General features: G+C 64.9%; 28 protein-coding genes. 14 read left to right on the top strand and 14 right to left on the bottom strand.

Going from position 1 to position 26380, the window contains the following annotated elements; genetic code table 11:
- Positions 1-2: 2 nt before the first annotated feature.
- The 5 genes from IVB27_RS16695 to IVB27_RS16675 form a co-directional block, all read right to left on the bottom strand.
- Complete coding sequence (locus IVB27_RS16695) at positions 3-1205, bottom strand: vWA domain-containing protein (protein ID WP_247444505.1); 1203 nt, start codon at positions 1203-1205, stop codon at positions 3-5.
- Positions 1206-1275: 70 nt separating this feature from the next.
- Positions 1276-2199: an AAA family ATPase gene (locus IVB27_RS16690; protein WP_247444504.1), complete on the bottom strand. Its 924-nt coding sequence runs from the start codon at positions 2197-2199 to the stop codon at positions 1276-1278.
- A gap of 62 nt (positions 2200-2261) precedes the next feature.
- Entirely contained in the window at positions 2262-3068 is an 807-nt protein-coding gene (locus IVB27_RS16685; protein ID WP_247338985.1) for an FAD binding domain-containing protein, read from the bottom strand.
- A gap of 32 nt (positions 3069-3100) precedes the next feature.
- Complete coding sequence (locus IVB27_RS16680; RefSeq protein WP_247338997.1) at positions 3101-3586, bottom strand: (2Fe-2S)-binding protein; 486 nt, start codon at positions 3584-3586, stop codon at positions 3101-3103.
- Positions 3587-3735: 149 nt separating this feature from the next.
- A complete protein-coding gene (locus IVB27_RS16675) occupies positions 3736-4182 on the bottom strand; it encodes an SRPBCC family protein (RefSeq protein WP_247338999.1) in 447 nt (148 codons plus the stop codon).
- Positions 4183-4353: 171 nt separating this feature from the next.
- Here IVB27_RS16675 and IVB27_RS16670 point away from each other — a divergent pair, with 171 nt between their 5' ends.
- From IVB27_RS16670 to IVB27_RS16660, 3 genes are all read left to right on the top strand, one after another.
- A complete protein-coding gene (locus IVB27_RS16670; protein ID WP_247444503.1) occupies positions 4354-5709 on the top strand; it encodes a 3-carboxy-cis,cis-muconate cycloisomerase in 1356 nt (451 codons plus the stop codon).
- A gap of 36 nt (positions 5710-5745) precedes the next feature.
- Complete coding sequence (gene pcaD, locus IVB27_RS16665) at positions 5746-6528, top strand: 3-oxoadipate enol-lactonase (RefSeq protein ID WP_247444502.1); 783 nt, start codon at positions 5746-5748, stop codon at positions 6526-6528.
- A gap of 104 nt (positions 6529-6632) precedes the next feature.
- A complete protein-coding gene (locus tag IVB27_RS16660; RefSeq protein WP_247444501.1) occupies positions 6633-7025 on the top strand; it encodes a carboxymuconolactone decarboxylase family protein in 393 nt (130 codons plus the stop codon).
- Here IVB27_RS16660 and IVB27_RS16655 read toward each other — a convergent pair.
- Positions 6987-7511: a hypothetical protein gene (locus IVB27_RS16655; RefSeq protein ID WP_247444500.1), complete on the bottom strand. Its 525-nt coding sequence runs from the start codon at positions 7509-7511 to the stop codon at positions 6987-6989. The two genes, IVB27_RS16660 and IVB27_RS16655, sit on opposite strands and share 39 nt — an antisense overlap.
- A 189-nt stretch (positions 7512-7700) precedes the next feature.
- Complete coding sequence (locus IVB27_RS16650; protein ID WP_247444499.1) at positions 7701-7871, bottom strand: hypothetical protein; 171 nt, start codon at positions 7869-7871, stop codon at positions 7701-7703.
- A gap of 277 nt (positions 7872-8148) precedes the next feature.
- Between IVB27_RS16650 and IVB27_RS16645 the strand changes: the two genes are divergently transcribed.
- From IVB27_RS16645 to IVB27_RS16625, 5 genes are all read left to right on the top strand, one after another.
- Positions 8149-9066 (top strand): ABC transporter permease subunit, encoded by a 918-nt coding sequence (locus IVB27_RS16645; protein WP_247339012.1) that lies wholly within the window; start codon positions 8149-8151, stop codon positions 9064-9066.
- 11 nt (positions 9067-9077) lie between these two features.
- A complete protein-coding gene (locus tag IVB27_RS16640; RefSeq protein WP_247339014.1) occupies positions 9078-10397 on the top strand; it encodes a high-affinity branched-chain amino acid ABC transporter permease LivM in 1320 nt (439 codons plus the stop codon).
- Positions 10394-11227, top strand: coding sequence for an ABC transporter ATP-binding protein (locus IVB27_RS16635; RefSeq protein WP_247444498.1), 834 nt, complete (start codon positions 10394-10396; stop codon positions 11225-11227). Before IVB27_RS16640 ends, IVB27_RS16635 begins: the two co-directional genes overlap by 4 nt.
- A complete protein-coding gene (locus tag IVB27_RS16630; protein ID WP_247444497.1) occupies positions 11224-11967 on the top strand; it encodes an ABC transporter ATP-binding protein in 744 nt (247 codons plus the stop codon). Before IVB27_RS16635 ends, IVB27_RS16630 begins: the two co-directional genes overlap by 4 nt.
- 184 nt (positions 11968-12151) lie before the next feature.
- Positions 12152-13270, top strand: a complete 1119-nt coding sequence (locus IVB27_RS16625) for a branched-chain amino acid ABC transporter substrate-binding protein (RefSeq protein WP_247339034.1) — start codon at positions 12152-12154, stop codon at positions 13268-13270.
- An 81-nt stretch (positions 13271-13351) separates the two neighbouring features.
- Here the strand turns inward: IVB27_RS16625 and IVB27_RS16620 are convergent, their stop codons facing one another.
- Positions 13352-13738 carry a response regulator gene (locus IVB27_RS16620; RefSeq protein ID WP_247444496.1) on the bottom strand — a complete coding sequence of 129 codons (387 nt, stop codon included), beginning with the start codon at positions 13736-13738 and terminating at the stop codon, positions 13352-13354.
- Positions 13739-13978: 240 nt separating this feature from the next.
- Here IVB27_RS16620 and IVB27_RS16615 point away from each other — a divergent pair, with 240 nt between their 5' ends.
- Together IVB27_RS16615 and IVB27_RS16610 are read left to right on the top strand one after the other, a co-directional pair.
- Positions 13979-16789, top strand: coding sequence for a PAS domain S-box protein (locus tag IVB27_RS16615; protein ID WP_247444495.1), 2811 nt, complete (start codon positions 13979-13981; stop codon positions 16787-16789).
- A 58-nt stretch (positions 16790-16847) separates the two neighbouring features.
- On the top strand, positions 16848-17846 hold the full coding sequence (locus IVB27_RS16610; RefSeq protein ID WP_247444494.1) for a P1 family peptidase: 999 nt from the start codon (positions 16848-16850) through the stop codon (positions 17844-17846).
- A 167-nt stretch (positions 17847-18013) separates the two neighbouring features.
- Here IVB27_RS16610 and IVB27_RS16605 read toward each other — a convergent pair whose 3' ends face one another.
- Positions 18014-18820 carry an EF-hand domain-containing protein gene (locus IVB27_RS16605; RefSeq protein ID WP_247444493.1) on the bottom strand — a complete coding sequence of 269 codons (807 nt, stop codon included), beginning with the start codon at positions 18818-18820 and terminating at the stop codon, positions 18014-18016.
- A 252-nt stretch (positions 18821-19072) separates the two neighbouring features.
- On the opposite strand from IVB27_RS16605, the gene rpe reads away from it, so the two are divergent.
- The 3 genes from rpe to IVB27_RS16590 all read left to right on the top strand — a co-directional run bounded on the left by rpe (position 19073) and on the right by IVB27_RS16590 (position 20449).
- Positions 19073-19774 (top strand): ribulose-phosphate 3-epimerase, encoded by a 702-nt coding sequence (rpe, locus tag IVB27_RS16600; RefSeq protein ID WP_247444492.1) that lies wholly within the window; start codon positions 19073-19075, stop codon positions 19772-19774.
- Positions 19775-20023: 249 nt separating this feature from the next.
- Positions 20024-20245 carry a hypothetical protein gene (locus IVB27_RS16595; RefSeq protein ID WP_247339075.1) on the top strand — a complete coding sequence of 74 codons (222 nt, stop codon included), beginning with the start codon at positions 20024-20026 and terminating at the stop codon, positions 20243-20245.
- A 21-nt stretch (positions 20246-20266) separates the two neighbouring features.
- A complete protein-coding gene (locus tag IVB27_RS16590) occupies positions 20267-20449 on the top strand; it encodes a hypothetical protein (protein WP_247339077.1) in 183 nt (60 codons plus the stop codon).
- Between the two features lie 25 nt (positions 20450-20474).
- On the opposite strand, the gene IVB27_RS16585 is transcribed toward IVB27_RS16590, so the two are convergent.
- From IVB27_RS16585 to IVB27_RS16565, 5 genes are all read right to left on the bottom strand, one after another.
- Positions 20475-21899: a serine/threonine protein kinase gene (locus IVB27_RS16585; protein ID WP_247444491.1), complete on the bottom strand. Its 1425-nt coding sequence runs from the start codon at positions 21897-21899 to the stop codon at positions 20475-20477.
- A gap of 5 nt (positions 21900-21904) precedes the next feature.
- Complete coding sequence (locus IVB27_RS16580) at positions 21905-22645, bottom strand: metallophosphoesterase family protein (RefSeq protein ID WP_247444490.1); 741 nt, start codon at positions 22643-22645, stop codon at positions 21905-21907.
- Between the two features lie 114 nt (positions 22646-22759).
- Entirely contained in the window at positions 22760-23365 is a 606-nt protein-coding gene (locus IVB27_RS16575) for a hypothetical protein (RefSeq protein ID WP_247444489.1), read from the bottom strand.
- The gene (locus tag IVB27_RS16570; RefSeq protein ID WP_247339081.1) at positions 23358-24044 is read right to left on the bottom strand and encodes a DUF2135 domain-containing protein; all 687 of its coding nucleotides are present in this window, start codon (positions 24042-24044) and stop codon (positions 23358-23360) included. Before IVB27_RS16570 ends, IVB27_RS16575 begins: the two co-directional genes overlap by 8 nt.
- Positions 24041-24811, bottom strand: a complete 771-nt coding sequence (locus IVB27_RS16565; RefSeq protein WP_247444488.1) for a MotA/TolQ/ExbB proton channel family protein — start codon at positions 24809-24811, stop codon at positions 24041-24043. Before IVB27_RS16565 ends, IVB27_RS16570 begins: the two co-directional genes overlap by 4 nt.
- 195 nt (positions 24812-25006) lie before the next feature.
- Here IVB27_RS16565 and IVB27_RS16560 point away from each other — a divergent pair, with 195 nt between their 5' ends.
- Positions 25007-26377: a sensor histidine kinase gene (locus IVB27_RS16560; protein WP_247444487.1), complete on the top strand. Its 1371-nt coding sequence runs from the start codon at positions 25007-25009 to the stop codon at positions 26375-26377.
- Positions 26378-26380 lie beyond the last annotated feature (3 nt).

The following is a 26380-nucleotide window of genomic DNA, read 5'->3' as shown; positions in this document are numbered from 1 at the left end:
TCTCAAGCTGCGGAGCGGATCAGGCTGCGGTGATGCGGCGGCAGCGGCCGGGAGAGCGTGCTGATCAGCTCGTGGATCGAACTCAAATTATGCACGGGACGGAATTCGTCAACGTGCGGGAGCATCATTTTGATGCCCTGCGCCTTGGCCTCGAATCCGCCGAACCGCAGCAGCGGGTTGAGCCAGATCAGCCGCCTGCAGGAGCGGTGCAGCCGGTCCATCTCGAAGGCGAGCTTGGAATCGGCTTCCCGCTCCAGCCCGTCGGAGATCAGCAGCACGATGGCCCCCTGGCTCAACACGCGCCGCGCCCACAATTTGTTGAAATTGTGCAGCGAGGCCGATATCCGCGTGCCGCCGGCCCAGTCCTCGACCGAGGCCGAGCAGCTCGCCAACGCCTCGTCAGGGTCGCGCTGGCGGAGCGCCCGGGTCACGTTGGTGAGCCGGGTGCCGAACAGGAACACCGAGACTCGCTTGCGGGCGTCGCCGACAGCATGGAGGAAATGCAGGAACAGGCGGGTGTACTCGCTCATCGAGCCCGAGATATCCAGCAGCGCCACGATCGGCGCCGGTTTCTCGATCCGCCCGAGGCGATTGATGTCGATGATCTCGCCGCTGGTGCGCAGGGACGCGCGCAGCGTGCGGCGCAAATCGATGCGCAGGCCGTGGGGATCGGGCCGGTGCCGGCGCGTGAGCAGTTCGGCCTGCGGCAGCCGCATCCGCTCGATGGCGCGCAACGCCTCGGTAATCTCCGCCGCGCTCATCTGCGCAAAGTCCTTCTTCTGGAGGATCTCCTTGTCGGAGACCGACAGGCGCAGATCCTGCTCCTGGTGCTGCGGTGTCTCCGTCATGCGCGGCTGCGACATCGCCTCCTGCACGCGGCGCGAGCCGGCTTGCGGCTTCTTCTTGGCCTGCTCCGGCAACGCCACCGAATCCAGCATGTGCTTCCACTCTTCCGACGCGCGGAAGAAAAGGTGGAAGGCCTGTTTGAAGATCAGCGCATGCTCGTGGCGCTTGACGAAGATCGCCTCCAGCGTGGTGAAGACGTCGGCGCGGTTGCCGATGTCGATTACCTGGAGCGCGCTCATGGCATCGATAACGGCGCCCGGCCCGACCGGCATGCCCGCCGAACGCAATGCGCGGGCGAAGCCGACGATATTGTCGGCGAACTGCTCGGTTTGCTCAGGTGCCAAGTGATTGATGGCCATGGTTCAGTACTCTCACTCGTCATCCCGTCGCGGCGCGCCGAATGACGAGCTCAGTCGTGACGCGGAGGCGTCAATTCTCGCTCGTCGCTTCCTTCAGCACCTTCTGCAAGCTGTCGCCCTGCATCCGCGTGATGTCGTCCTGATACTTGAGCAGCGCACCCAGCGTGTCGCCGACCACTTGCGGGGTCAGCGAGCGGGCGTCGAGCTCGGACAAAGCGGTGGCCCAGTCGATGGTCTCGGCAACGCCGGGGGATTTGTAAAAATCCTGGTTACGCAGCACCTGGACGAAGCGCACGACCTGCTGCGACAGTTTTGCGGAGATGCCAGGCACGCGCGACTTGACGATCGCGAGCTCGCGATCGGCGTCGGGATAATCGACCCAATGATAGAGACAGCGCCGCTTCAGCGCGTCGTGAATCTCACGGGTGCGGTTGGAGGTGATGATGACGATCGGAGGGTTCGGTGCCTTCACCGTGCCGAATTCGGGGATCGTCACCTGGAAGTCGCTGAGGATTTCGAGCAGATACGCTTCGAATGCCTCGTCGGCGCGGTCGAGCTCGTCGATCAGCAGCACCGGCGGCCCGGCGACGTCAGGCTCGAGCGCCTGAAGCAGCGGCCGCTTGATCATGTAGCGCTCGGCGAAGATGTCGGACGACAATTGATCGCGATCGGTGTCGCCGGCGGCTTCCGCCATCCGGATCGCGATCATCTGCGCGGCGCTGTTCCACTCGTAGACTGCCGAGGAGACGTCGAGGCCTTCGTAGCATTGCAGGCGGATCAGCTTCCGTCCCAACGCCGCCGACAGCACTTTTGCAATCTCGGTCTTGCCGACGCCGGCCTCACCTTCCAGAAACAGCGGCCGGCCCATGCGCAGCGACAGATAGGTCACCGTGGCCAGCGATCGCTCGGAGAGATAGCCGCGCGACGTCAGGAGTTCGAGCATCGCATCGACCGATGCCGGCAAGGCACCGGACGTATTGGCCATTGAAGTCATGAAAAAGCCAGTCTCGCTACGCCCTCACCGGGGACAAGTTTGGGCCGAGGCGTGAGGATCACTCACTCCTTGGCGTTGGCGGCGTCGAGGGCACGCCGCGTCAGCACTCCGATGAGGTGCGCGCGGTATTCGGCACTGCCATGGATGTCGCTGTTGAGGCCGTCCGCCGGCACCTCGATGCCATCAAGCGCCTTCGCGGCGAAGCGCTTCTTCAGAGCTTCCTCGAAGGCGGTGACACGGAACACGCCATCCGAACCGGCGCCTGTGACCGCGACCCGCACGTCGGAGGGACGCCGCGCCACGAACACGCCGACCAGCGCATAGCGCGAGGCCTGGTTGCGGAACTTGATATAGGCCGCCTTCTTCGGCAGCGGGAACATCACCTTCGTGATGATCTCGTCGGCTTCGAGCGCGGTCGTGAACAGGCCCTGGAAATACTCTTCCGCCTTGAGGCGGCGCTTGTTGGTGACGATGGTGGCGCCGAGCGCCAGCACCGCAGCCGGATAGTCCGCGGTCGGATCGTTATTGGCGAGCGAGCCGCCGAGCGTGCCCTTGTGGCGCACGGCCGGATCGCCGATCTGGCTGGCAAGATCGGCCAGCGCCGGGATGGCTTCACCGACGATCGCGGAGCTTGCGACCTCGGCATGCCTGGCGGTGGCGCCGATCACGAGCGCGCGGCCCTTCATCTCGATCGTGTTGAGCCCCTCGATGTGGGAGAGGTCGACCAGATGCGGCGGGCTGGCGAGGCGCTGCTTCATGACCGGAATCAGCGTGTGACCGCCGGCGATCACCTTGGCGTCCTCGTTCTTCACCAGGAGGTTGGCGGCCTGCCGCACGGTCCCGGGGCGATGGTATTTGAAATCGTACATCTGAATGTCCTGATCGCAGAGTGCGCGCGCGGTTACGCGAGGTCGGATTTCGCCATCGCCTTGGCGCCGGCGGAGATCGAGGTGACGATGTTCTGGTAGCCGGTGCAGCGGCAGAGATTGCCTTCCAGCTCCTCGCGGATGGTGTGATCGTCGAGCTCGTTGCCCTTGCGATGGACGAGGTCGATCGCGGTCATGATCATGCCGGGCGTGCAGAAGCCACACTGCAGGCCATGGTGCTCGCGGAAGGCCTCCTGCATCGGATGCAGCGGCGCGCCGTCGGCGGCCAGCCCCTCGATCGTCTTGACCTCGTGGCCGTCAGCCATCACGGCCAACGTGGTGCAGGACTTCACGGCCTTGCCGTCGAGATGCACGACGCAGGCGCCGCACTGCGAGGTGTCGCAGCCGACATGGGTGCCAGTCAGGCGCAGATTTTCGCGCAGGAACTGCACCAGCAGGGTACGGGGATCGACATTGGCCGTTACAGGATTGCCGTTCACGATGAGGGAGATTTTTGCCATAAGCACTCTCTATCAGCGCCCCGACGGGTCCCGTCGAAGCGGTTCTTATAATTATTCCAACCCATCATATGGGCCATTATGCCCCGGGGCAACATCACAGGGAACGCAAGGCGCCATGCCGAAAGGCGCAATGCTTAAGGTATCGGCCTTCAGCCCTGTACCGCCTTGGCGAAGTTCGCGAAAAATTCGTCGCCCAGTTTCTTGGCGGCGCCGTTGATCAGGCGCTGGCCCAGCTGCGCCAACTTGCCGCCGATCTGCGCCTCGACCTCGTACGACAAAAGCGTACCGCCGTCCTTCTCCGCAAGCTTGACCACGGCGCCGCCCTTGGCGAAGCCGGCCACCCCGCCCTCGCCTTCGCCGGAGATCTTGTAGCCGTTCGGCGGGTCGAGATCGCTCAGCGTGACCTTGCCTTTGAAGCGCGCCGACACCGGGCCGACCTTCATTTTCGCGGTCGCACGAAAGCCGCCGTCGTCGGTCTTCTCCAGCTCCTCGCAGCCGGGGATGCAGGTCTTCAGCACCTCGGGATTGTTGAGCTTCTCCCACACGGCCTCGCGCGGCGCCGCAAGCTGGACTTCGCCGTTCATCGTCATGGCCATGGGGTGCCTCCCGGGATGCGTCACTATGATGCTGCTCAAGTAACGCACGGAGGCCACAAAGGAAAGGGTGGCACCCGGCCACGTGCAATGCATATTCGCACCTGCAAAAAGCTTGCGCCCGATGGTTGGGGATTGGCAGAGCCGAGGCATGGTGATTAGGTCCCGCACAATATGAGCACATCCCTCTCCCCCCTGCTCGCGCCGATGCTGTCGAGCGCGGCCATGCGTGCAGTCTGCGACGACCGGGCGACCCTTCAGAATATGCTCGATTTCGAGGCAGCCTTGGCCCGAGCCGAAGCGGCCACGGGAGTGATTCCCGCATCCGCGGTGGGCCCTATCGAAGCCGCGTGCAAGGCTGATGCCTTTGACATGGCTGTGCTGGCCGAGGCCGCGACGCGATCCGGCAATCTCGCGATCCCTCTGGTCAGGACGCTGACCTCCAACGTCGGCAAGGCCGACGCGGAGGCCGCGCGCTACGTGCATTGGGGCGCGACCAGCCAGGACGTCATCGACAGCGCGACCATGCTCACGCTGCGCGCCGGCATCGTTGCGCTGGACGCCGACCTCAGCCGCGCCATCAAGGGCTTTGCCGCGCTGGCACGGAAGCACCGCAACACCGCGATGGTGGCGCGGACCTGGCTCCAGCACGCGCTGCCGATGCCGTTCGGGCTGAAGGCCGCCGAATACGCCGCAAGCCTTGCCCGCGCCCGCTGCCGCCTGCGGCGACTCTCGCGCGACGGCCTCGCGCTGCAATTCGGCGGAGCGGCCGGCACGCTCGCAGCACTCGGCGACAAAGGGCTCGTGGTGGCCGAACGGCTGGCGCAGGAGCTGAACCTGCCGCTACCGGAAGCGCCCTGGCACACGCATCGCGACCGGATCGCGGAGGCGGCATCGAGCTTTGCGATTCTCGCCGGCAGCTGCGGCAAGATCGCGCGCGATGTCTCGCTGCTGATGCAGACCGACGTTGCCGAAGCGTTCGAGCCCGCCGGGGAAGGCCGCGGCGGCTCCTCGACCATGCCGCACAAGCGCAACCCGGTCGCCGCCGCGAGCGCGCTGGGCTGCGCGACCATGGCGCCGCAGCTCGCCGCGACGATATTCGCAGCTCAAGTGCAGGACCACGAGCGGAGCGCCGGGCCCTGGCATGCGGAATGGCCGACGCTGCCGCAACTGATGCTGGTCACCTCGGGCGCGCTGGCCGCGATCGTCGACATCGCCGAAGGCCTTGATGTCGATGCAGCGCGCATGCGCAGCAATCTCGAAGCGACGCACGGCCTGATCATGGCGGAAGCGGTCACCTTTGCGCTGGCCGAGACGATCGGCAAGAGCGATGCGCATCATCTCGTCGAATCCGCGAGCAAGCGCGCGGTTGCCGAGAGGAAGCATCTGCGCGAGGTGCTGTCGGCCGATTCGCAGGTCACCGCGCATCTTTCGCCGGAAAAAATTGCGGCATTGTTCGAGCCGATGGCCTATCAAGGGGCTTCCCAAACCCTGATCGACCGCTTGCTCGACAGCCTCGAGCGCGAATAGAGCAGCCCTGAGCGGAAACAAGACGGAGACGCCCGCATGCCCATGATCGATGCCGACGGTTGCCTGATCAACGTCTCCGTCGAGGGCCGCGACGGCGGGCCGACCTTGATGCTCTCCAACTCGCTCGGCTGCACGCTGCAGATGTGGGAGCCGCAGATGAAGGCGCTGACGCAGATATTCCGCGTCATTCGCTACGACCGCCGCGGCCACGGCAAGTCCAACGTTCCGGCCGGCCCGTACACGATGGAGCGCTTCGGCCGCGACGTCCTGGCGATCCTCGACGACCTCAACATCGAGAAGGTGCATTGGTGCGGCCTCTCGATGGGCGGCATGGTCGGGCAATGGCTGGGCGCCAACGCGCCGGAGCGGTTCGGCAAGCTGATCCTCGCCAACACCTCCTGCTACTACGCCGAGCCGACCAAATGGCTCGAGCGCATCGACGCCGTGAAGAAAGGCGGTATCGCGGCGGTCGCTGATGCCGTTATCGCCGGCTGGCTCACCCAGGATTTCCGCGAGCGCGCACCTGACGTCTCCGCCAGGATGAAGTCGATGCTGCTCGCCACTCCCGTCGAAGGCTATCTCGCCTGCTGCGAGGCGCTGTCGACGCTCGACCAGCGCGCGCTGCTGCCGAAGATCAAAAGCCCGACGCTGGTGATCGCCGGCCGCCACGACATGGCGACGCCGATTTCGGCGGGTGAATTGATCCGCTCGAACATTCCCGGCGCGAGCATGACCATCATCGACGCCGCCCACATTTCCAATGTCGAGCAGCCGCACGCATTCACCGACGCGGTGGTGGGCTTTTTGACGCAACGCTAGTCACAGCCGTCATTGCGAGCGCAACGAAGCAATCCAGAATCTTTCCGCGACAGACTGGATTGCTTCGTCGCTTCGCTCCTCGCAATGACGGGAGGAGGATGAATATGGACGACCAGAAACGCCGCGATGCCGGCATGAACGTGCGCCGAAAAGTGCTGGGCAATGCCTGGGTCGACAAGTCGATCGCGGGCCGCAATGCGTTCAACACCGACTTCCAGGACATGATCACCCGCTATGCCTGGGGCGAGATCTGGACGCGGCCGCATTTCGACGAGCGCACGCGGCGGGTGCTGGTGATCGGCACCATGGTCGCGCTCGGGCAATGGGACGAATTCCGCCTGCATGTGCGCGCGGCGCTCGCCGAGGGCGGCTTCACGCCCGACGACATCAAGGAAATCCTGCTGCAGCAGGCGATCTATTGCGGTGTGCCGGCGACGAACCACGCCGTCAAGGAAGCCTCAGCGATTGTGCAGGAGCTCGGCCTGCTCAAGACCTAGCGGCGGAGTAGCCTCGATGGTCTGCGGGACCGCTGCCGGCCGCTCGATCACAATCACGATGGCGGCACCGAGCAAGAGCAGGAGCTCGGTGGCGTGCAGCCGCAGCGCGGCCATCTCGCCGACCTTCGAAGCCATGATCATGCTGGCAAACGAGATCAGGCTGCCGATCGCAAGCGCAATGCCGAGCGCCTCGTCGCTGCCGCCGTTCTTACGGATGCGGGGAACGCAGAGCAGCGCGAGGTAGATCGCAAAGAACGCCACCACGGTCGCTCGGCCCAGCGCCAGCAGCCAGGCGGCGCGCACGGTGTCCATTCCCGCCATCTGAAGATGGTCGCTGAGGAAAAGAGCCACTGCGACGCTCGGCCGCTCATAGAGACCGTGCACCGGCGCCACCATGATGTTGAAGGCAACGAGGGTCCAGGCCGGGATGAAATAGGCCGCCAGAAGTACGCCGTTGACCGAACCGATCCGCCAATTTCCGAACATGCCGCTTCCCGTTTCGCTTGGCCCGCGCCTTCGATCGAAGGCTTTGCCGGGAGCTAACTCGCATCAGACTGTGGCGGCAATTTAAACCCTTTGTTTACCTTAACTGCCCGGCCGGGCGGCGCGGCGCACGAAAAAAGCCCCGCCTTGCGGCGGGGCCTTCTGCGATGCCATTGTTCTTGGCTCTCAACTCTACTTGTTGTCCTGACCGTGCTGGCCGGACTTACCACCCTGCTGCTGGCCCGGCTTGTCACCCTGGCGCTGCGGATTCTGTTGCTGCTGGCCCGGTTTCTGGCCGCCGCCCTGCTGCTGACCGGGGTTCTGGCCCTGCTGGCCGGGATTCTGGTTCTGCTGCTTCGTCATATCGGGAAACTCCCTTGTCGGACGTTCGAGGCGAGATAACGGCCGGCCCCGATTTTGGTTGCTCCGCGGAACCCGGTTCCTCGCGCCCTTCGGAACCGGATCATGACGTCCGTAACGAAATCAGTTCTGTACAAGCCTTTATGCCGAGGCCATGGCCAGTTGCAGCCGCCAGTTCCCTCCTGTTACAAAACCAGGAGAATGCTCAGGGGTTGCCGGGGCCCGAGAACTCTTCAAAGAGCTCCCTTTGAGCCCTCGTCAGGTTTGGTAACGGCAGCCCATGGATTATTTCGCCCAGCAGCTCATCAACGGCCTCGTGCTCGGCTCCATCTACGGCCTGATCGCGATAGGCTACACGATGGTCTACGGCATCGTCGGCATGATCAACTTCGCTCATGGCGACATCTTCATGATCGGCGGGTTCATCGCCCTCATCACCTTTCTGCTCCTGATCTCGACCGGCCTGACCGCGATCCCAGTGATCCTGCTGATCGTGCTTCTGGTCTCGATGGCGATCACGGCACTTTACGGCTGGACCATCGAGCGCATCGCCTACCGACCGCTGCGCCACTCCTTCCGCCTCGCTCCGATGCTGTCGGCGATCGGCATGTCCTTCGTGCTGACCAACTATTCGCAAGTGGCGCAAGGCGCCCGCGTCAAGCCGATCCCGCCGCTCATCACCGGCGGCTATACGCTGCATGAGAGCGCGGACGGCTTCGTGATCCAGCTCTCGAACATCCAGATCATGGTTGTCGTCACCACCATCGTGCTGCTGGCGATCTTCACCTGGCTGGTGTCGCGCACCCGGCTTGGGCGCGACATGCGCGCCTGCGAGCAGGACCAGACCATGGCGGCACTGCTCGGCGTCAACGTCGACCGCACCATCTCCATGACCTTCGTGATCGGTGCTGCGCTCGCCGCGGTGGCCGGCCTGATGTACCTGCTCTATTACGGGCTGGTCGATTTCTTCATGGGCTTCGTCGCCGGCATCAAGGCGTTCACCGCTGCCGTGCTCGGCGGCATCGGCTCGCTGCCGGGCGCGATGCTCGGGGGGCTCGCGATCGGGCTGATCGAGACGTTCTGGTCGGCCTATTTCTCGGTCGAGTACAAGGACGTCGCCGCCTTCTCGATCCTGATCGTCGTGCTGATCTTCATGCCGACCGGCCTGCTCGGCCGCCCCGAAGTCGAAAAAGTCTGACGGTCGCGCGCGTGAAAACTCCCTCGATCAATACGGCCAAAGCTCCATCGGGCATCCCCGCTCTCCTGAAGACCGCCTGCTTCAACGCGTTGATCGCGCTGGTGCTGTTCTCGCTGATGATCGGCATCCGCACCGAGGCGGGTTCCGACGGCCAGCTCACCTACTGGACGCGATTCGGCGACCTCGCATCTATCGTCGCCGCCGTGTTCGGCGGCTCGATCGTGATCGAGCTGCTCAGGCAATGGATCGGCCCGACCGGCGCCGAGAAGCTGGTGCCGCCTGCGTTGCAAAGCGGCATGTCGTTCGTCGGCCGCTATCTCGCACCGGCGCTCCTGATCTTCACGCTGCTGGTGCCTGTGATCTTCTATGACCAGCGCTACATCCTCGACCTCGCAATCCTCGTGCTCACCTATGTCATGCTGGGCTGGGGACTGAACGTCGTGGTTGGCCTCGCCGGCCTGCTCGATCTCGGCTACGTCGCCTTCTATGCGGTGGGCGCCTATTCCTACGCGCTGCTCGCCACCAATTTCGGCTGGTCGTTCTGGGTCTGCCTGCCGCTTGCCGGCATCCTTGCCGCATTCTGGGGCGTGCTGCTGGGCTTCCCCGTACTGCGCCTGCGCGGCGATTACCTCGCCATTGTGACGCTTGCCTTCGGCGAGATCATCCGCCTGGTCATCATCAACTGGCAGGACCTCACCGGGGGCCCCAACGGCGTCTCCAGCATTCCTCGCCCCTCCTTCTTCGGCATCCCGCTCGACAACAGCGACAACGGGCTCGCCGCCAAACTCGGCATCGAGTATTCGCCGACCCACCGTATCGTCTTCCTGTTCTATCTGATCCTGGCGCTTGCGCTCCTCACCAACTGGGTGACGATCCGGCTGCGCCGCCTGCCGATCGGCCGTGCCTGGGAGGCGCTTCGCGAGGACGAGGTCGCCTGCCGCGCGCTCGGCATCAACACCACGACCACCAAGCTCACGGCATTCGCGACCGGTGCGATGTTCGGCGGCTTTGCCGGCGCGTTCTTCGCGACCCGCCAGGGCTTCATCAGTCCGGAGTCTTTCACTTTCCAGGAATCAGCGCTGGTCCTCGCCATCGTCGTGCTCGGCGGCATGGGCTCGCAGCTTGGCGTGGCACTCGCCGCGCTCGCCATGATCGGCGGCTTCGAGCTGTTCCGCGGCCTCGAGAATTACCGCATGCTGGTGTTCGGCATGGCGATGGTGCTGATCATGATCTGGCGGCCGCGCGGCCTGATCGGCCATCGCGCACCGACCGTGTATCTGACCAAGGCGCAGGCGATCTCCTCCGACCTCGTCAAGGAAGGGCACGGATGAGCGCCGACGAGATTCTCAGCGTCGACCGGCTGACCATGCGCTTCGGCGGCATCGTCGCCGTGCAGGACCTGTCGTTTGCAGCCGAGCGGAAGAAGATCACCGCGCTGATTGGGCCGAACGGCGCCGGCAAGACCACAGTCTTCAATTGCATCACCGGCTTCTACAAGCCGAGCGGCGGCGCCATTCGCCTCACCCATGGCGACGGCAAGGTGATCGCGCTGGAGCGACTGAACGATTTCCGTATCGCCAAGCAGGCCAAGGTCGCCCGCACCTTCCAGAACATCCGCCTGTTTCCCGGCATGACGGCGCTGGAAAACCTGATGGTGGCGCAGCACAACGTACTGATGCGCGCCTCCGGCTTCACCTTCCTGGGCCTTGTCGGCGCCCCCGTCTATCGCGACGCCGAAAAGCAGGCGATCGATCTCGCCACCGACTGGCTCAAGCGAGTCAATCTGCTGGATCGCGCCGACGACGCCGCTGGCAATCTCGCCTATGGCGACCAGCGCCGGCTGGAGATCGCGCGCGCGATGTGCACCGAGCCCGCGCTTCTGTGCCTCGACGAACCCGCCGCCGGCCTCAACGCGCGCGAGAGCGCGGCCCTGAGCGAGCTGTTGCTTTCGATCCGCAACGACCTCGGCACCTCGATCCTGCTGATCGAGCACGACATGTCGGTCGTGATGGAGATCTCCGACCATATCGTGGTGATGGACCATGGCGTGAGGATCGCGGAAGGCTCCCCGCGCGAGGTTCGGGACGATCCCAAGGTCATCGCCGCCTATCTCGGCACCGATGAGGAAGAGGCCGTGGCCGTGATGGAGAGCGGGTCGTGACGCCGGCCCCCGCTCCCCTGCTCGCGATCCGCAGCCTTCGCGCCGCCTACGGCAAGATCGAGGCGCTGAAAGGCGTCGACGTCGAGATCAACGCCGGCGAGATCGTGGCGCTGATCGGCGCCAACGGAGCCGGCAAGTCGACGCTGATGATGACGATCTTCGGCAAGCCGCGCGCCCGCGCCGGCCAGATCCTGTACGAAGGCCGCGACATCACCGGCGTTCCCACCCACGAGATCGCGCATTTGCGCATCGCGCAATCGCCGGAAGGCCGCCGCATCTTCCCGCGCATGAGCGTGGCGGAAAACCTCCAGATGGGGGCGGACGCGACCGAATGTACCGACGCCGAACGCGAGGCGACGCTCCAACGCGTGTTCGCGCTGTTTCCGCGGCTGAAGGAACGCTACGCCCAGCGCGGCGGAACCCTATCCGGCGGCGAGCAACAGATGCTGGCGATCGGCCGCGCCTTGATGAGCCGTCCTCGCCTGCTGCTGCTCGACGAGCCTTCGCTTGGGCTGGCGCCGCTGATCGCGCGCCAGATTTTCGACGCGATCCGCACTCTGAACCGGCAGGACGGCTTGACCGTGCTGATCGTCGAGCAGAACGCCAACCATGCGCTCAAGCTCGCCCATCGCGGCTATGTCATGGTCAACGGCCTGATCACGCTGGCCGGGACCGGCGCCGAGTTGCTGCAGCGCCCCGAGATTCGCGCCGCCTACCTGGAAGGCGGGCGGCACGGCTGAGGCGCCCGAGAACGAACCCTCAAGAGCCAAGCCTGCGGACCCGCGTGCGGCTGAATGTGGCGAGATATCTGCGCCAATGCCCGTATTTTGCCGGTGACTTCTCCCAAGATTCATTCAAGAATGGCGCCGGTTTGAACCGGGCATGCCCGGCAACGTCCACAGGCGACCACCCTCGAGGTATCTCATGAAATCACTGAAGCTCATCGGTCTGGCATTCGGCGCTTCGATCGCGCTGTCGAGCGCGGCGTTCGCGCAGGATGTCAACATCGCAGTCGCAGGTCCGATGACCGGCGGCGAGTCCGCCTTCGGCCGCCAGATGAAGAACGGCGCCGAGATGGCCGTGGCTGATATCAACGCCGCCGGCGGCGTCAACGGCAAGAAGCTCGCGCTCTCTGTCGAGGACGATGCCTGCGATCCCAAGCAGGCGCGCTCGGTCGCCGAGAAGATCGCCAGTGCCAAGATGCCGTTCGTCGCCGGGCACTATTGCTCGTCGTCGTCGATCCCGGCTTCGGAGGCCTATGCCGACGGCAACGTGCTCCAGATCACCCCCGCCTCCACCAATCCGAAGTTCACCGATAGCGGACTGTGGAACGTGGCGCGCGTCTGCGGCCGCGACGACCAGCAGGGCCTGGTCGCCGCCCAGTACATCGCCAAGAACTACAAGGGCAAGAACATCGCCATCCTCAACGACAAGACCACCTACGGCAAGGGTCTTGCGGATGAAACCAAGAAGGCGCTGAACAAGGCCGGCGTTACCGAGAAGATGTACGAGTCCTACAACAAGGGCGACAAGGACTTCAACGCGATCGTCTCGCGGCTGAAGCGCGACAACATCGATCTCGTCTATGTCGGCGGCTACCACCAGGAGAGCGGCCTCATCCTTCGCCAGATGCGCGACCAGGGCCTCAAGACCGTGCTGATGGCCGGCGACGCGCTCGCCGACAAGGAATACGCCTCCATCACCGGCCCCGCCGGCGAAGGCACGCTGTTCACCTTCGGCCCCGATCCGCGCAACAAGCCGACCGCGAAGAAGATCGTCGACGCCTTCAAGGCCAAGAACATCGACCCCGAGGGCTACACGCTCTACACCTATGCGGCGATGCAAGTCTGGTCGCAGGCGGCCAAGAAGGCCGGCACCACCGACGCCAAGAAGGTCATGGCGGCTATCAAGGCCGGCAAGTGGGACACCGTGATCGGGCCGATCGAGTATGACGCCAAGGGCGACATCAAGCAGCTCGACTACGTCGTCTACAAATGGGACGCCAAGGGCGGCTACGCCGCGATCAGCGGCAACGGCACCTGAGCGCACTTGCCGGGCCCGAAGGCCTCCTCCAATCATCGTCGCGCCCCGGGTTACCCCGGGGCGTTGCTTCCTGCGGCAAGGTCAGACGGCTGCGGGCAGTTCGCCGTCCGCCGCGGCCTGGGCCCTCCGCAGCGCTTGCAGAAGATCGTTCGGCCGAAATGGCTTTTGCAGGCAGACCACGTTGGCGAGGTGGGGCGATTGTTCCATGAAGTCCAGCGCGGTCATCCCCGACACGGCAATGACCGGGAGGCTGGGTGCAAGCTCGCGCAGAGTCGAGATAACCTCGACGCCGCTGGTGTCACCGAGGAAAATGTCCACGATGGCCGCGTCGAAGGAGGCCTCGGTGAACGCTTTCACTCCGGCCGCGCCGCTGTCGGCCTCAACGACCTCGTAACGGTTGACGCGCAGCACGATCGCGACCATCGCACGGACGTCCTTCTGGTCGTCGATGATGAGAACGCGGGCCATAGGGAACAACTCCCGGATCCTGAAATCAAAATGCCTGATTCAAACCTGGAACCCATAGCAGTGGGAGGGTATTATGGCACCGTCCAGTAAAGCGCATCTTACCCGATCCCTAGTGCGCGTTCCCAACAAGATTAAGTAAGCTGTAACCTTCGGTTGAGTCGCGGTGGGTTTTGTCATGATGCGTGCCCAGAACGAGCTACCATGGACGGAATTTCATTGGGCCAAATGAGACTGGCGAAGATGCTCAAGACCGATTTGCGAGAGCTGGACCTGTCCGCGACGACCGAGCGAAACACATTCCTGTCGACCTTGCCGGCCACCGCGACAGACCGCACCGCAGCATTGGCGATCGTCGGCATCGCCTCGATCCTGTTCGCGCTGGCCGTACCGTTCGCAGGTATCCCGCTGCTGCCTGTGCCAGCCTTCGTCGCGAGCTATCAATCCGCCCTCGCCGCCGCGGACATCATCACCGCGGTCCTTCTGCTGTCGCAGTTTGCGGTGCTCCGGACCCGCGCACTGCTCGTGCTCGCGACGGGCTATCTGTTCACCGCCGCGGCGGCCACATGCCACGCCCTCACCTTCCCGGGACTTTTCTCGCCGACGGGGTTGCTGCGTGCCGATCAGCAGACCGCGGTCTGGCTCTACATGATCTGGCACGGCGGCTTCCCGCTCTGCGTGCTGGCCTATGCCTGGCTGAAGGAGGCCGACGGCGGCGCCAGGATATCAGGCTCGCCAAGCAAGGCGATCTGCGCCAGCGCGCTCGGCGTCGTTGCGGTCACGATCGTCTTGACCTGGATCGTCACTGCCCAGCACGATCTGCTGCCGGTCCTGCTGCGCGACGGCCGTTACACGCAGCTCATGATCGGCGTGGTGTCCTTCGTTTGGTCCCTGAGCTTCGCCGCACTGGTCTCGCTGTGGTTCCGGCGTCCGCATTCGATCATCGACGTCTGGCTCATGGTCGTGATGTGCGCCTGGCTGTTCGACATCGCACTGTCGGCGATCGTCAACGTCGCGCGCTTCGATCTCGGCTTCTACGCCGGCCGCTTCTACGGCCTCTGCGCAGCTACCTTCGTGCTTGCGGTGCTTCTGATCGAAAATGTCCGCCTCCAGGCCCACACGGTGGGCCTGGTCGGCAGGCTGCGCCAGCAGTCGGCATTGGATCGCGACTACTACGGCAAGCGCCTTGCCCTGTACGGCGCCGTCGTCGAATCCGCCAATGACGCCATCATCACGAAGACGCTCGACGGTGTCATCACCGGCTGGAACAAGGCCGCCGAACATCTGTTCGGCTATGCCGCCACGGAGGCCATCGGCAAGCCGATCGACATCATTGTGCCGGACGACCGCAAGGCCGAGGTCAGGGGTATCCTGAACCGGGTCGGCGGCAACGAAACGATCGCCCAGCACGAGACGGTCCGCATCCGAAAGGACGGCCGTCGGCTCGACGTCGTGCTCAATATTTTTCCGCTCAAAACAGCTGGCGGAGAGATCATCGGCGCCTGCAAGATCGCCCACGACATCACGGAGGAGAAGCAGTCACGGGAGAAACTGCGCCGCGAGATCGAGGAGCGGCAGCGCATCTTCGAGACCTCGCAGGATCTCATCCTGGTCACCGACGGTTTTGGCAATTTCGTCCAGGTCAGCCCGAGCGTGAAGGATATCCTCGGATTCGGTCCGGAGGACATGGTCGGACACAGCGCAACCGAGTTCATCCATCCCGACGATCTCGACAGGACACGAAGCGAGATGCGCGCGGCGCGGCGCGGCGCCGTCAAGCGCAGCTTCGAGGCGCGCTACTACCACTACGACGGTCACGAGGTCACGCTGAATTGGATGGGCACCTGGTCCGATCCGGTCAAGCGCCATTTCTTCATCGGCCGCGACCTCACCGAGAAGCAGGCGGCCGAGGCGCAGTTCAGGCACGTACAGAAGATGGATTCCATCGGTCAATTGACCGGCGGTGTCGCGCACGACTTCAACAATGTGCTGACCGTCATCACCGGCACGATCGGCATTTTGGCGGATGCGGTCGCTGACCGTCCCGAACTCGCCGCCATCACCAAGCTGATCGACGATGCCGCCGAACGCGGCGCGCAACTGACCAAGCATCTGCTCGCCTTCGCCCGCAAGCAGCCGCTCCAGCCGCGCGAAATCGACGTCAACGCCCTGACGCTCGAGGCCGCAAAGCTCCTGCATCCCACCCTCGGCGAGCAGATCACCATCCTGCCGCAGCTCACCGAGGATGCATGGCCGGCACTGATCGACCCGGGTCAGCTTTCCACCGCGATCCTCAATCTCGCGCTGAACGCGCGCGATGCCATGCCCGACGGCGGCACGCTGGTGCTGGAGACCCGCAACATCTTCCTCGACGACGGTTATGCCAGCATGAATCCCGACGTGCTGGCCGGCAATTACGTGATGATCGCCGTCAGCGACACCGGCTCCGGAATCCCGCCGGACTTAATCGACCGGGTGTTCGATCCCTTCTTCACCACCAAGGAGGTCGGCAAGGGCACCGGCCTCGGGCTCAGCATGGTGTTCGGCTTCGTCAAGCAGTCCGGCGGCCACGTCAAGATCTACAGCGAGGAAGGCCACGGCACGAGCGTGAAGATCTACCTGCCGCGCTCGAGCGGCGTGCAGGAGACCGAGTTCGAGGCGCTCCAGAACGCGCCCGTCACCGGTGGCGACGAGAAGATCTTGATCGTCGAGGACGACGCGCTGGTGCGGCAATATGTCGTGACCCAGATCAAGAGCCTCGGTTATGCCGCCCTCGAGGCCGGCAACGCGGCCGAGGCCCTCATCATCATCGACTCCGACAAGGACATCGACCTGCTGTTCACGGACGTCATCATGCCGGGCAACATGAACGGCCGCCAGCTCGCCGATGAGGCGGCGCGCCGGCGCCCCGACCTCAAGACGCTGTTCACTTCGGGCTACACCGAGAACGCCATCGTCCACCACGGCCGGCTCGATTCCGGCGTGCTGCTGCTGGCAAAGCCCTACCGCAAGTCCGAGCTCGCCAAGATGCTCAGGACCGCGCTCGCCGGTTGAGCCTGCGCCATCCCTGCGATATCGCTGAAGCGATCGCCTTTCAGCCTGCGGAGCCGTCTTGAAAAACCTTCTCACCGATATCGCCGGCGTCCGCGTCGGCCATGCCGAGGATGCGAAACTCGCCTCGGGCGCGACCGCGATCATCTTCGACCAACCGGCGGTCGCGGCGATCGACATCCGCGGCGGCGGACCGGGTACCCGCGAGGATGCCCTGCTCGATCTTGCCAGCACGCAAGAACGGGTCGATGCGATCGCGTTGTCCGGCGGCTCCGCCTTCGGGATCGAGACCGGCGGCGGCGTGCAGGCCTGGCTCGCCGAGCAGGGTCGCGGTCTTAATATCCGCGGCGCGGTGATCCCGCTCGTGCCGGGTGCGATCGTGTTCGACCTGCTCAATGGTGGCGACAAGGCCTGGGGGCGCTTCGCGCCCTATCGCGATCTCGGTTACGCCGCGGCCTTGGCCGCAAGCCACGATTTCGCGCTGGGCAGCGTCGGCGCCGGCCTGGGTGCCACCACCGCGACCTTCAAGGGCGGGCTGGGGTCGGCTTCCGCGGTCCTGGCCAACGGCATCAAGGTCGCCGCGATTATCGTCGTCAACGCGGTCGGCAGCGCCACCGTCGGCGACGGGCCGTGGTTCTGGGCAGCGCCATTCGAGGAGAACGGCGAGTTCGGCGGGCGCGGCCTGCCGTCCGCGTTCACACGGGACATGCTGGCGATGCGCATCAAGGGCGGGCTCGCCGCGACCGCGCGCGAAAACACCACGATCGGCCTCGTCGTCACCGACGCGAGGCTGACCAAGGCACAGGCCAAGCGGCTTGCGATGATCGCGCATACCGGGTTTGCCCGCGCGATCTATCCGGTGCATGCCCCGACCGACGGCGACGTGCTGTTTGCCGCCGCGACTGGCGAGAAGCCGGTCGAGCCGTTGGTCGGCCTCACCGAACTCGGCACGGTCGCCGCCAACGTGGTCGCGCGCGCGATCGCACGTGGCATTTACAATGCGACAGCACTGCCGTTCGCGGGGGCACTACCGGCGTGGAAGGATCGCTTCGGCCCGTAAGTAGCACTCCCATCTGGCAACACATCACACGTCATCGCCCGGCGGAGACCGGGCGATCCAGTATTCCAGAGACGATAAATGATTGAACCGAAAGGCCGCGGCCTACTGGATGCCCCCGTCTCCGCGGGGCACGACGACGCAATTTGCGGAGAGAGAGAGCTTCTCGCTCACACGCTCATTGACATGGACGAGCCGGCAGCCGCTGAGGCGCCTTGCCCGTGCCCGCCTTGCCGCTGCATCAACTGCGCAAACAGATCATAAGCCGAATTACCGGAGGCGCTGGAGGCGCCCGGGACCGTTGTCGACATCTTGAAGCCGTCGGTATAGGTGACGGTGGTGGTGGACGAGCCGTCGGCGCCGGTTGTCGTGGTCGAGGTCGAGCCGCCGCTCGACTGCGAGGAAGCATCCGAACCGGTGCCGGACGCATCGCCCGCACCTTGCGCGTGATGGTGGCCGTGATGGCCGCTCTTCAGCGCCTTCGACATCTCGTCGAGGCTGACGCTGCCGTCGGAATTCGAATCCAGCTTGGAGAACACGTCGTCGGCCTGCGCCGTGTTGGTGCCGCCGGCACCCAGCGCATTCTCGAATTCGGATTTGGTGATCTTGCCGTCGCCGTCTCCGTCGACCTGCGAAAAAAGGTCCTTCAGCGCGGCGTCACGGCTCGTCGAGGACGTCGACGTGGAGGACGTGGAGTTCGACGAGGTCGAGCTGACTGTGCTGCTCGTACTGTCAGAGGACTGGCTCTGCGCGGCGAACAACGCGTTCATCGTCTCCGGCGAGATCTGCGGATATTTGCCCGAATTGACCGAAGAGGTCGCGCCTCTGGTCGTGCTGTTGCTGCCGCTGTCGATCGCGAACGGATTGGTCGCGCCTTTCGAAGACCCCGTCTTCTGGGTCGACGAGGACGATTTCGAATTCGTCAGCGACTGGATCGCGTCGAGCGCACTCGATGCGGCACCAAGGGCAAACAACATTGCAAAAACTCCAACCGATGCGGCATGCCGCGGCCAATGTCCTGGAGGTGACGTCAGCAAGCGCCGTGCCAACGAAAAAAGCTCAATGAAATCCGCCTTCGCCGCACTTTGCACGGCCCGGGAACACCGGCAATTCATGCCGATCGCGGCAGAAATTTCCGCCCACAGAAAGCTCGCCACCCCTGCATTGCCCGGCTGAGAGGCCCATGTTAGGCGAGTTCATCTTTCACGGCCGCCACGGGAAACCGCGCTATGACCCAAGCCTTCGCCCCCCGCCCCCTGGCAATCGCGCCCTCGATCCTGGCCTCGGATTTCTCCAAGCTTGGCGAGGAGGTGCGCGCCGTGGACGCCGCCGGCGCCGACTGGATCCATCTCGACGTGATGGACGGGCACTTCGTTCCGAACATTTCCTATGGCCCCGACATCATCAAGGCGATGCGCCCGCATACGAAGAAAACCTTCGACGCTCATCTGATGATCTCACCCTGCGACCCCTTTCTCGAGGCCTTTGCGAAAGCCGGCTGCGACCACATCACCGTGCATGCGGAGGCAGGTCCGCATCTGCACCGCTCGCTCCAGGCGATCCGCGCGCTCGGCAAGAAGGCCGGCGTTTCGCTCAATCCAGGCACGCCGATCAGCGTGCTCGAATACGTCATCGACCTCGTCGACCTTGTGCTGGTGATGTCGGTCAATCCCGGCTTCGGCGGCCAGGCCTTCATCCCCTCCGCGATCGGCAAGATCCGCGATATCCGCGCGATGACGGCAGGCCGTCCGATCGATATCGAGGTCGATGGCGGCGTCGGTCCCGACGTCGCAGGTCTCCTGGCCGCGGCTGGCGCCAACGCCTTCGTCGCCGGCACGTCCGTGTTCAGGGGCGGCACGCAGGAAGCGTACAAGACCAACATTGCCGCGATCCGCAACGCGGCCGCAGGCGCACGCGGCGAAGCGATCTGAGGCGTCACGCGCTTTCCGCGAATGAGCGGCTTCTACGGATGCTGCGACGCGCAATGCCTAAAATTGCAATCTTGATCCGTACTCCTCCGGGCTTCCCTGATTCGCGCAAATCACCGCTAGTGATTCTTGCCTGTTTTCGCGGGAGCACATCATGACGACGACCCTGGTTTGGACTGGCGTGGCGTTGTGGCTTGGTTTCAGTGCGTTTGTTGTGTTTGGGCCGTCGGCCGGACCGGTGCAGGTCCCGGCATGTTCGTTGCGTACCACCCGTCGCCATTGGATCTGACGCAAGTGCAGTTCGCGCTCGTGAAGCGTCAGCCGAAGCGCAGGCGCCGCATTCCGCGGCGCCCGCACCCGGACCTCGATTATTTCTTCGGTCGGCTCGAACGCTCCGAAGGCGAGATGCGCGACGACACCGGGCCCGAAGCGGCGGACCTGGATCACCCGCTCCGGTCACCGCGCCGGCATTGAATTCTTTTCTGGACCAAGCACATGAAGCCGCACTGCCCGAACTGCCTGAAGGAAATGACCAAGGCATCCGCGTCGCGCAACCTCTTCAACTGCGAGCCCTGCCGCGAGCTCATCCAGTTCTTCGGCGGCAGCGCGGATCACGGCGAGCCCGGCCCCCAGTTCTCCTGGCCGATCCGCCGCAAGCGCTCCGCCCACGCGGCCTGAACCTTCCAGCATCCAGAGCACGGCCCTATCCGGCCTCCTCGCCCGCATCCGCAGCCAGCCGCGGCGGCCGCACCACGGTGACAGTGCAGGCCGCTTCCGAGGCCACCTTGGCCGAGACGCTGCCGAGCAGCGTGCGGCGGAACGAGCTCTGCCGCGCGCCAATGATGAGGTGGTCGACCTGGTTGACCTCGGCGAATTCCAGGAGCGCCGCAGCGGGATCGACCGCTTCCAGCACATGAACCGACAGCCGGCTCTCATCCAGCTTGAGCGGCGTCGCCCAATGCCTCAGCGCCACCAGGCGGTCAATATGCTTGTTGGAGCCCTGCTCGTCGAGCGTCCGATCGATCGCGATCCGGTTGAGCTTGAGCACGTTGACGCAAGCGAGCCGCGCCGACGGCAGCGTCGCGAGAATGCGCTCGGTGGTGACGCGCAGCGCCTCGTTCAGCTCCGGCGCGCCTTCCACCGTCTCGAGCGCAACCGCGAGGATCGGACTCGATGCGATTTGGGCTGCGACATCCGATTTCGCGCGGGGCGCCATGACACCCTGGTTGAACCGGCGGCGCCAGGCGACGCTGAGCGGATCGCGCTTCAGCCGCTCCGAACGCGCGGTGAGCTTGATCTGGTCGGGATGGGCGAGATCGAACGCGAGCTGTGACGCCGTCGGATAGCGCCACACCGGCTCGATCTCGAGGCACCTCAGCACGACCTCCTGGAGCCAGGGCGGATAGTCGGCGCGTAAGCCGCGCGGCGGGTACGGATCGCGCCACAGCCTCCTCCTCATCGCACGCAGCGTCTCGCCCTCGCCAAAGGGACGCTCGCCCGTCGTGAAGAAATAGAGCAGCACGCCGAGCGAAAACAAATCGCTGCGCGGATCATCGCGCACGCCTGACAGCCGTTCCGGCGCCATATAGGGCGCAGTGCCGTAAGGCAGGCGGAATTCCTCCTGCAGCAGATCCGGCAGATGGTTGTGGTGCGACAGGCCATAGTCGATCAGCACGGCCTCGCCGCTCTCGCGGAACATGATGCTGCTCGGCTTGATGTCGTGGTGGATCACGTTCTGCCGGTGCAAATCGGCGAGCCCCGTCGCGATCCTGGCGACGAGCCGCCGCGCCTCGTCATACGGCAGCGGCAAGTCGGGCAATCGCTTGTAGAGCGTGGTCCCGGAGATGCGCTCGATCACGACATAAGCCTGGTGGGCGAAATCGCCGGTGCCGAAACATGAAGGTACATGCGGCCCGGCCAGCCGCGGCAGGATCATCATCTCCATCTCGAAGGAGACGATCGCCGCAGGGTCCTCGCCCTCCGACACCCGCGGAATCTTCATCAGCAGCGGCACGTCGATGCCGGGATGAGTGACCGTCCACAGCGTCGCCATCCCGCCGGCATGGATGCATTCGCAGATGGTGTAGCCGTTGATCTCTGCGCCTGATTTGACCAGGGGTTTCGGCATCGCCTCTAGCGCCCCTGCGACAGCCGGTCGGCAAGCCAACGTGGCAGGCCGTTCTCGCGGATCCGGTTCGCGGCCGTCTCGACATCGTAGGGCGCGCGGCAATAGGTGATCAGGCAAGAGACCGTGTCGAACAGCACGAAAGCGGCGGATGGATCGCTATCACGTGGCTGGCCGACCGAGCCGAGCACCGCAAGCCATTGCCGCCCGCGCAGTAGCGGTACGGAGACGTCGGTCTTGGGCACCAATCCCGACATCTTCGCCGTCACCGACATCGAATAGATCGCCGGACGGTGGATGTGGCCGCAGAACGTGACATGGGCCGGCGTCGCGATCAGGCTCTTGGCGGCGTCCGCCGTCGATCGGACATAGTGCCAGCTTCGGGGGCTGGAGGCTTCCGAATGCACGAACAGGCGATCGCCGTCCTGCACCAGCATCGGCAATTCCGCCAGGAACCGGCGCTGCACGGTGTCGAGCCGACCGCGGGTCCATTCGATCGCGATCTGCGCCTCGGCATTCATCGTCTCGGCCGAGGAATTGACCGCCTGGTCATGGTTGCCGCGCACGGCGACGGCGCCTTGGGCAACCAGCTCCATCGCGGTATCCACCACCCATTCCGGATCGGCGCCATAGCCGACGAAGTCGCCGAGCAGGATGAATCGCTCGGCGCCACGCGCCCGCGCGACCTTCAGGCACGCCTCGAACGCCTGCCGGTTGCCATGGATATCCGAGAAGACAGCGAGAAGCACGCACCCTCCACCCCAAATGTCTTGCCGGAAGCCGATAAGGCCAAATTGAGCGACGTCAAGATGCGTCTGCGCGGTTCGGTTTTCCAGCGGGTCCCTGCGGCAAGGGTGAAGGGCCTATTGCTCGTCCTTCGGCGGCATCCGGGGTGGCGGCACAGGGGTGAAACCGGCGCCTTGCGCGCCGGCCTGCGGAGCGCTGAACTCGCCGGTCGAGGAATCGCCGCCGCTCGTCTCCATGATGGTCTTGGGCGTCACATATTCCCGGACCATGTCGATGAGGCTGCCGTCGCCGCCGCCGAAATCGGCGGCGCGGCCGCCTTGCGGATGTCCCAGCGCGATCTCGTTCTCCGCTGCATGGGTCTTGTCGGCCAGACTGTCGTTGTAGGGGATGCGGAAGGCTCGGGGGATGCCGCTTGGGCGATTGTCCTCATCCAGTTGCTCGACCCACAGATAGATCGAGCCGGGATCGCCCTCCAACGAATGCGGCTCGACGATGCGGGACTTCAGCAGCTTGAAGTTCCCCGGCAGCCGATCGGCGCTGGCCCAGCCGAGCAGCCCGCGCATTTCCGTGAAGCTCACGACATAGAACGCACTGATCACGACCACCGCGACTGCCTTGAACGACCAGTGCAGCCGCGCATAGACCAGCACGATCAGCAGCAGCGCGCCGATGACGGTGTAGGCTATCGATAGCGTGAGGATGATCGTTTGCAGGCTAGTCACGGCGCACCCTCGCAGCGTTCTTGCTCACACCGGTGCTCGGGTCGAGATCGGCGCCGTTGCGCCAGCCGCTGCGAAAGGTCTCGAGCAGCGATTTCGGCCGCTGGTCCACATTGACCACCTTGCCTTCGGCATCGAGCCGGAACCGCACCGCGGTCTTCTCGTCGCCGGTGTGATCGAGCATGAACTTGTTGTCGAAGACCACCTGCGCCGTCGGATTGAGCTTCTGCACCTTCACATTGGCCTCGACCGGGACGCCGGTCGTCGCCACGAAATGCGATACGTTGACGGTGTATTCGCCGGGAACGATGCCGCGCACCGTGACGATCTCCTCGCGGATCGGCGAGGCGATCTTCTTGCCGTTGACCATGATGAAGTCGTTGGCCCCGCCGCGGTCATCGCGGTCGAGCGTCAGGAAGCCGGCCTCGCGGTGGCGATACCAGGCGATGTTGCCGGCGGGATCCTGCACGAACAGGTCGAGATCGTCGGGATGGCTGTCCGGCCAGTCCAGCGTGATCATGAACTCGGCCTTGGAGTCGATCTTGCCGTCCTTGGCATCCGGCGAGACCGCGAGCAGTGCGAGGAAGAACAGGAACGCGATCACCTGGAGCGCCTTGAACAGCATCACGCCCAGGGGATCGAACGGCTCCTCGCGCGGATAGAGACCAAAGTCATCCATCATGACGGCGTTCCAGCGCCCTTGCGCTCCAGTACCGGCGTCACATAGGTCTCGGTCAGCACCACCGCGTCCGAGAACACCTTCTGGGTCGCGGCGTCCAGCATGTAATACTGGATGCGGACCAGGATCGAGCCGACGAGGCCCGCCAGCGTCGTGTACATCGCGACCGCCATGCCGTCGCTCATCAGCCCCATCGAGGATCGCATTGCGACCTTGTCGGCGGCATCGAGCCCCGCGATCGGCGCCAGCATGATGATGAAGCCGACGATGGTGCCGAGCAGGCCGAGCTTCATCAGCGTATCCGAGACGAAGGCCCCGAAGCCGTTCGACCCGCGCAGCCGGTCGGCGAGCGTCCGCAACAATAGCGTCTGGTCGACCGGGCGGTAGTCCTGCGCCGTGGCCTTGGTCACGAGACTCTCGATGTGGTCCCGCACCAGGCCGCGCGGCAGCGCGGTCGCGCCGGCGTCCAGCGCCTTGCCGCCCTCGGGCGCCGCGAGCACCGCGCGGCAGCGCCGGGCCGCCGCGCCCTCGCGGGCAATTGCCCGCGTGCGCAGGAAGCAGTGACCGCAGGTGAGGACATAGAGCAGCGCGATCACGCTGGAAATGTAGGTGCGGTCCGACGACAACATCAGACGGATCAGGCCGAAGCGCCACAGCAGCACGACGGCGAAGACCGAAAGCCCGGTGAAGATCATCCAGAACAGGAGCGCGCTGCGCTCGGATGGGTCGGTCGCAGTCCCCGCGATCGGTCCAATCGTCATCGAACTCATGCTGCACTGCTCCTGGCCAAAGGTTGGCCTGCCGCGATTTCCCGCCCATTAGATCAAAGCCGCCGCGCCCGGTCCAAAGAGCCATGCCCAATCCGGCTTGGGAAATTTGCCCGAGCTGCCATCTTGCCGATCCCCGCAATTGGCAAGGCGCGGCGGCGTTGTTAGGCTGACCTTACCAAACTTTGGGGTGATCGCATGCGCCTTGTGCTTGAGCTTGTCGCCCGTCTGTTTCTTATCGTCGCGCTCTGCCTTGGAGCGGCGACCGTCTGGGCGACGTTCGACGCCTATCGCAGCGTCGACCGGGCGACCGCGGCCTCGGCGCAACGGGTCGCGCAGGCGCTTCAGGCGCTGTACTGGCACGAATTCTTGTTGCGTAGCAGCAGAACACGCGAGCAGCTTCTGCCGGTTCCGGAGTGGCGCACGCTGGAGACGATGAAGCTGATCTCGCCCGGCGTCTGCGTCGAGTTCCAGCCGGCCATCGCGTTCGAAAAGCCGCTCTGCGGCCAGAGCGAGGGGCTAGGCAAGACGCCGCCGCGCTGGTTCGCATCGATCGTGCCGACCTTCCTCGGCAGCCACGCCGAAGTGATACGGCCCGTCAGTCCTCGCGCGGCGACCGCTGGAACGGTGGTCGCGACGCCGGATGCCGCGGCCGCCATCTCGCTCGCCTGGGAGTACATCCTCAACGTGATCGACGTCGCGCTTTTGATGGCGGCGGCGATCGCGCTGCTGGCTTCGCTCGCGATCGCGCATGCGCTGGCGCCGGCGCGCACGATCGTGACCGCCTTGCAGCGCATGGCGCGCGGTCAGTATCGCACGAAACTGCCGCACTTCCGCTCAATGGAGCTGGCGATGATCGGCAGCGCCGTCGGCGAGCTCGGCGGCCGGCTGGAGGAAGCGACCGAACAGCGCGCGGCGCTGACGCGGCGCCTGATCGAGATCCGCGACGACGAACGCCGCGCGCTCGCCCGCGAACTGCACGACGAGTTCGGGCAAAATCTCTCGGCCATCCTCGCCTTCGCCAACACCATCGAGACGGCGGGCACGAAGGAAGACAAGGACAGGGGCATCGCGCAGGACGCGCGGATGATCTCGCAGGCCACGCATCATCTGATGGCCTCGCTGCGCGACGCGCTGAAGCGCCTGCGCAATCCCCTTCCCGCGGAGCTTGGACTGGAGGCGAGCCTGGTGAATTTGGTGGATAGCTGGCGTTCGCAGAGCGCGGCGCGGCCGACGATCCAGCTCGATCTCAAGGGCGACCTCACCGACATCAGCGGCCCGGCCGCCACCACCGCCTATCGCGTCGCGCAGGAGTGTCTGACCAACGCATTGCGCCACGGCGCGGCACGCGAGATTTCCCTGCGCGTCGAGCGGCGCACGGGCGATGACGATGCATTGCTGATCAGTGTCGAGGACGACGGCGGCGGCGATGCGGTACGCGTGGCGCAGTCGGCCGGCTTCGGCCTCACCGGCATCCGCGAGCGCATCGCTGCGGCTGGCGGATCATTGTCGATCCTGCCCGCCCATCGCGGCCTCAGCGTCGCTGCCACCATTCCGCTCGCCGCATGAGGC

The organism is Bradyrhizobium sp. 197 (assembly GCF_023073375.1).
Lineage (GTDB): Bacteria > Pseudomonadota > Alphaproteobacteria > Rhizobiales > Xanthobacteraceae > Bradyrhizobium.
This window is presented reverse-complemented; position numbering and strand designations above follow the sequence as displayed.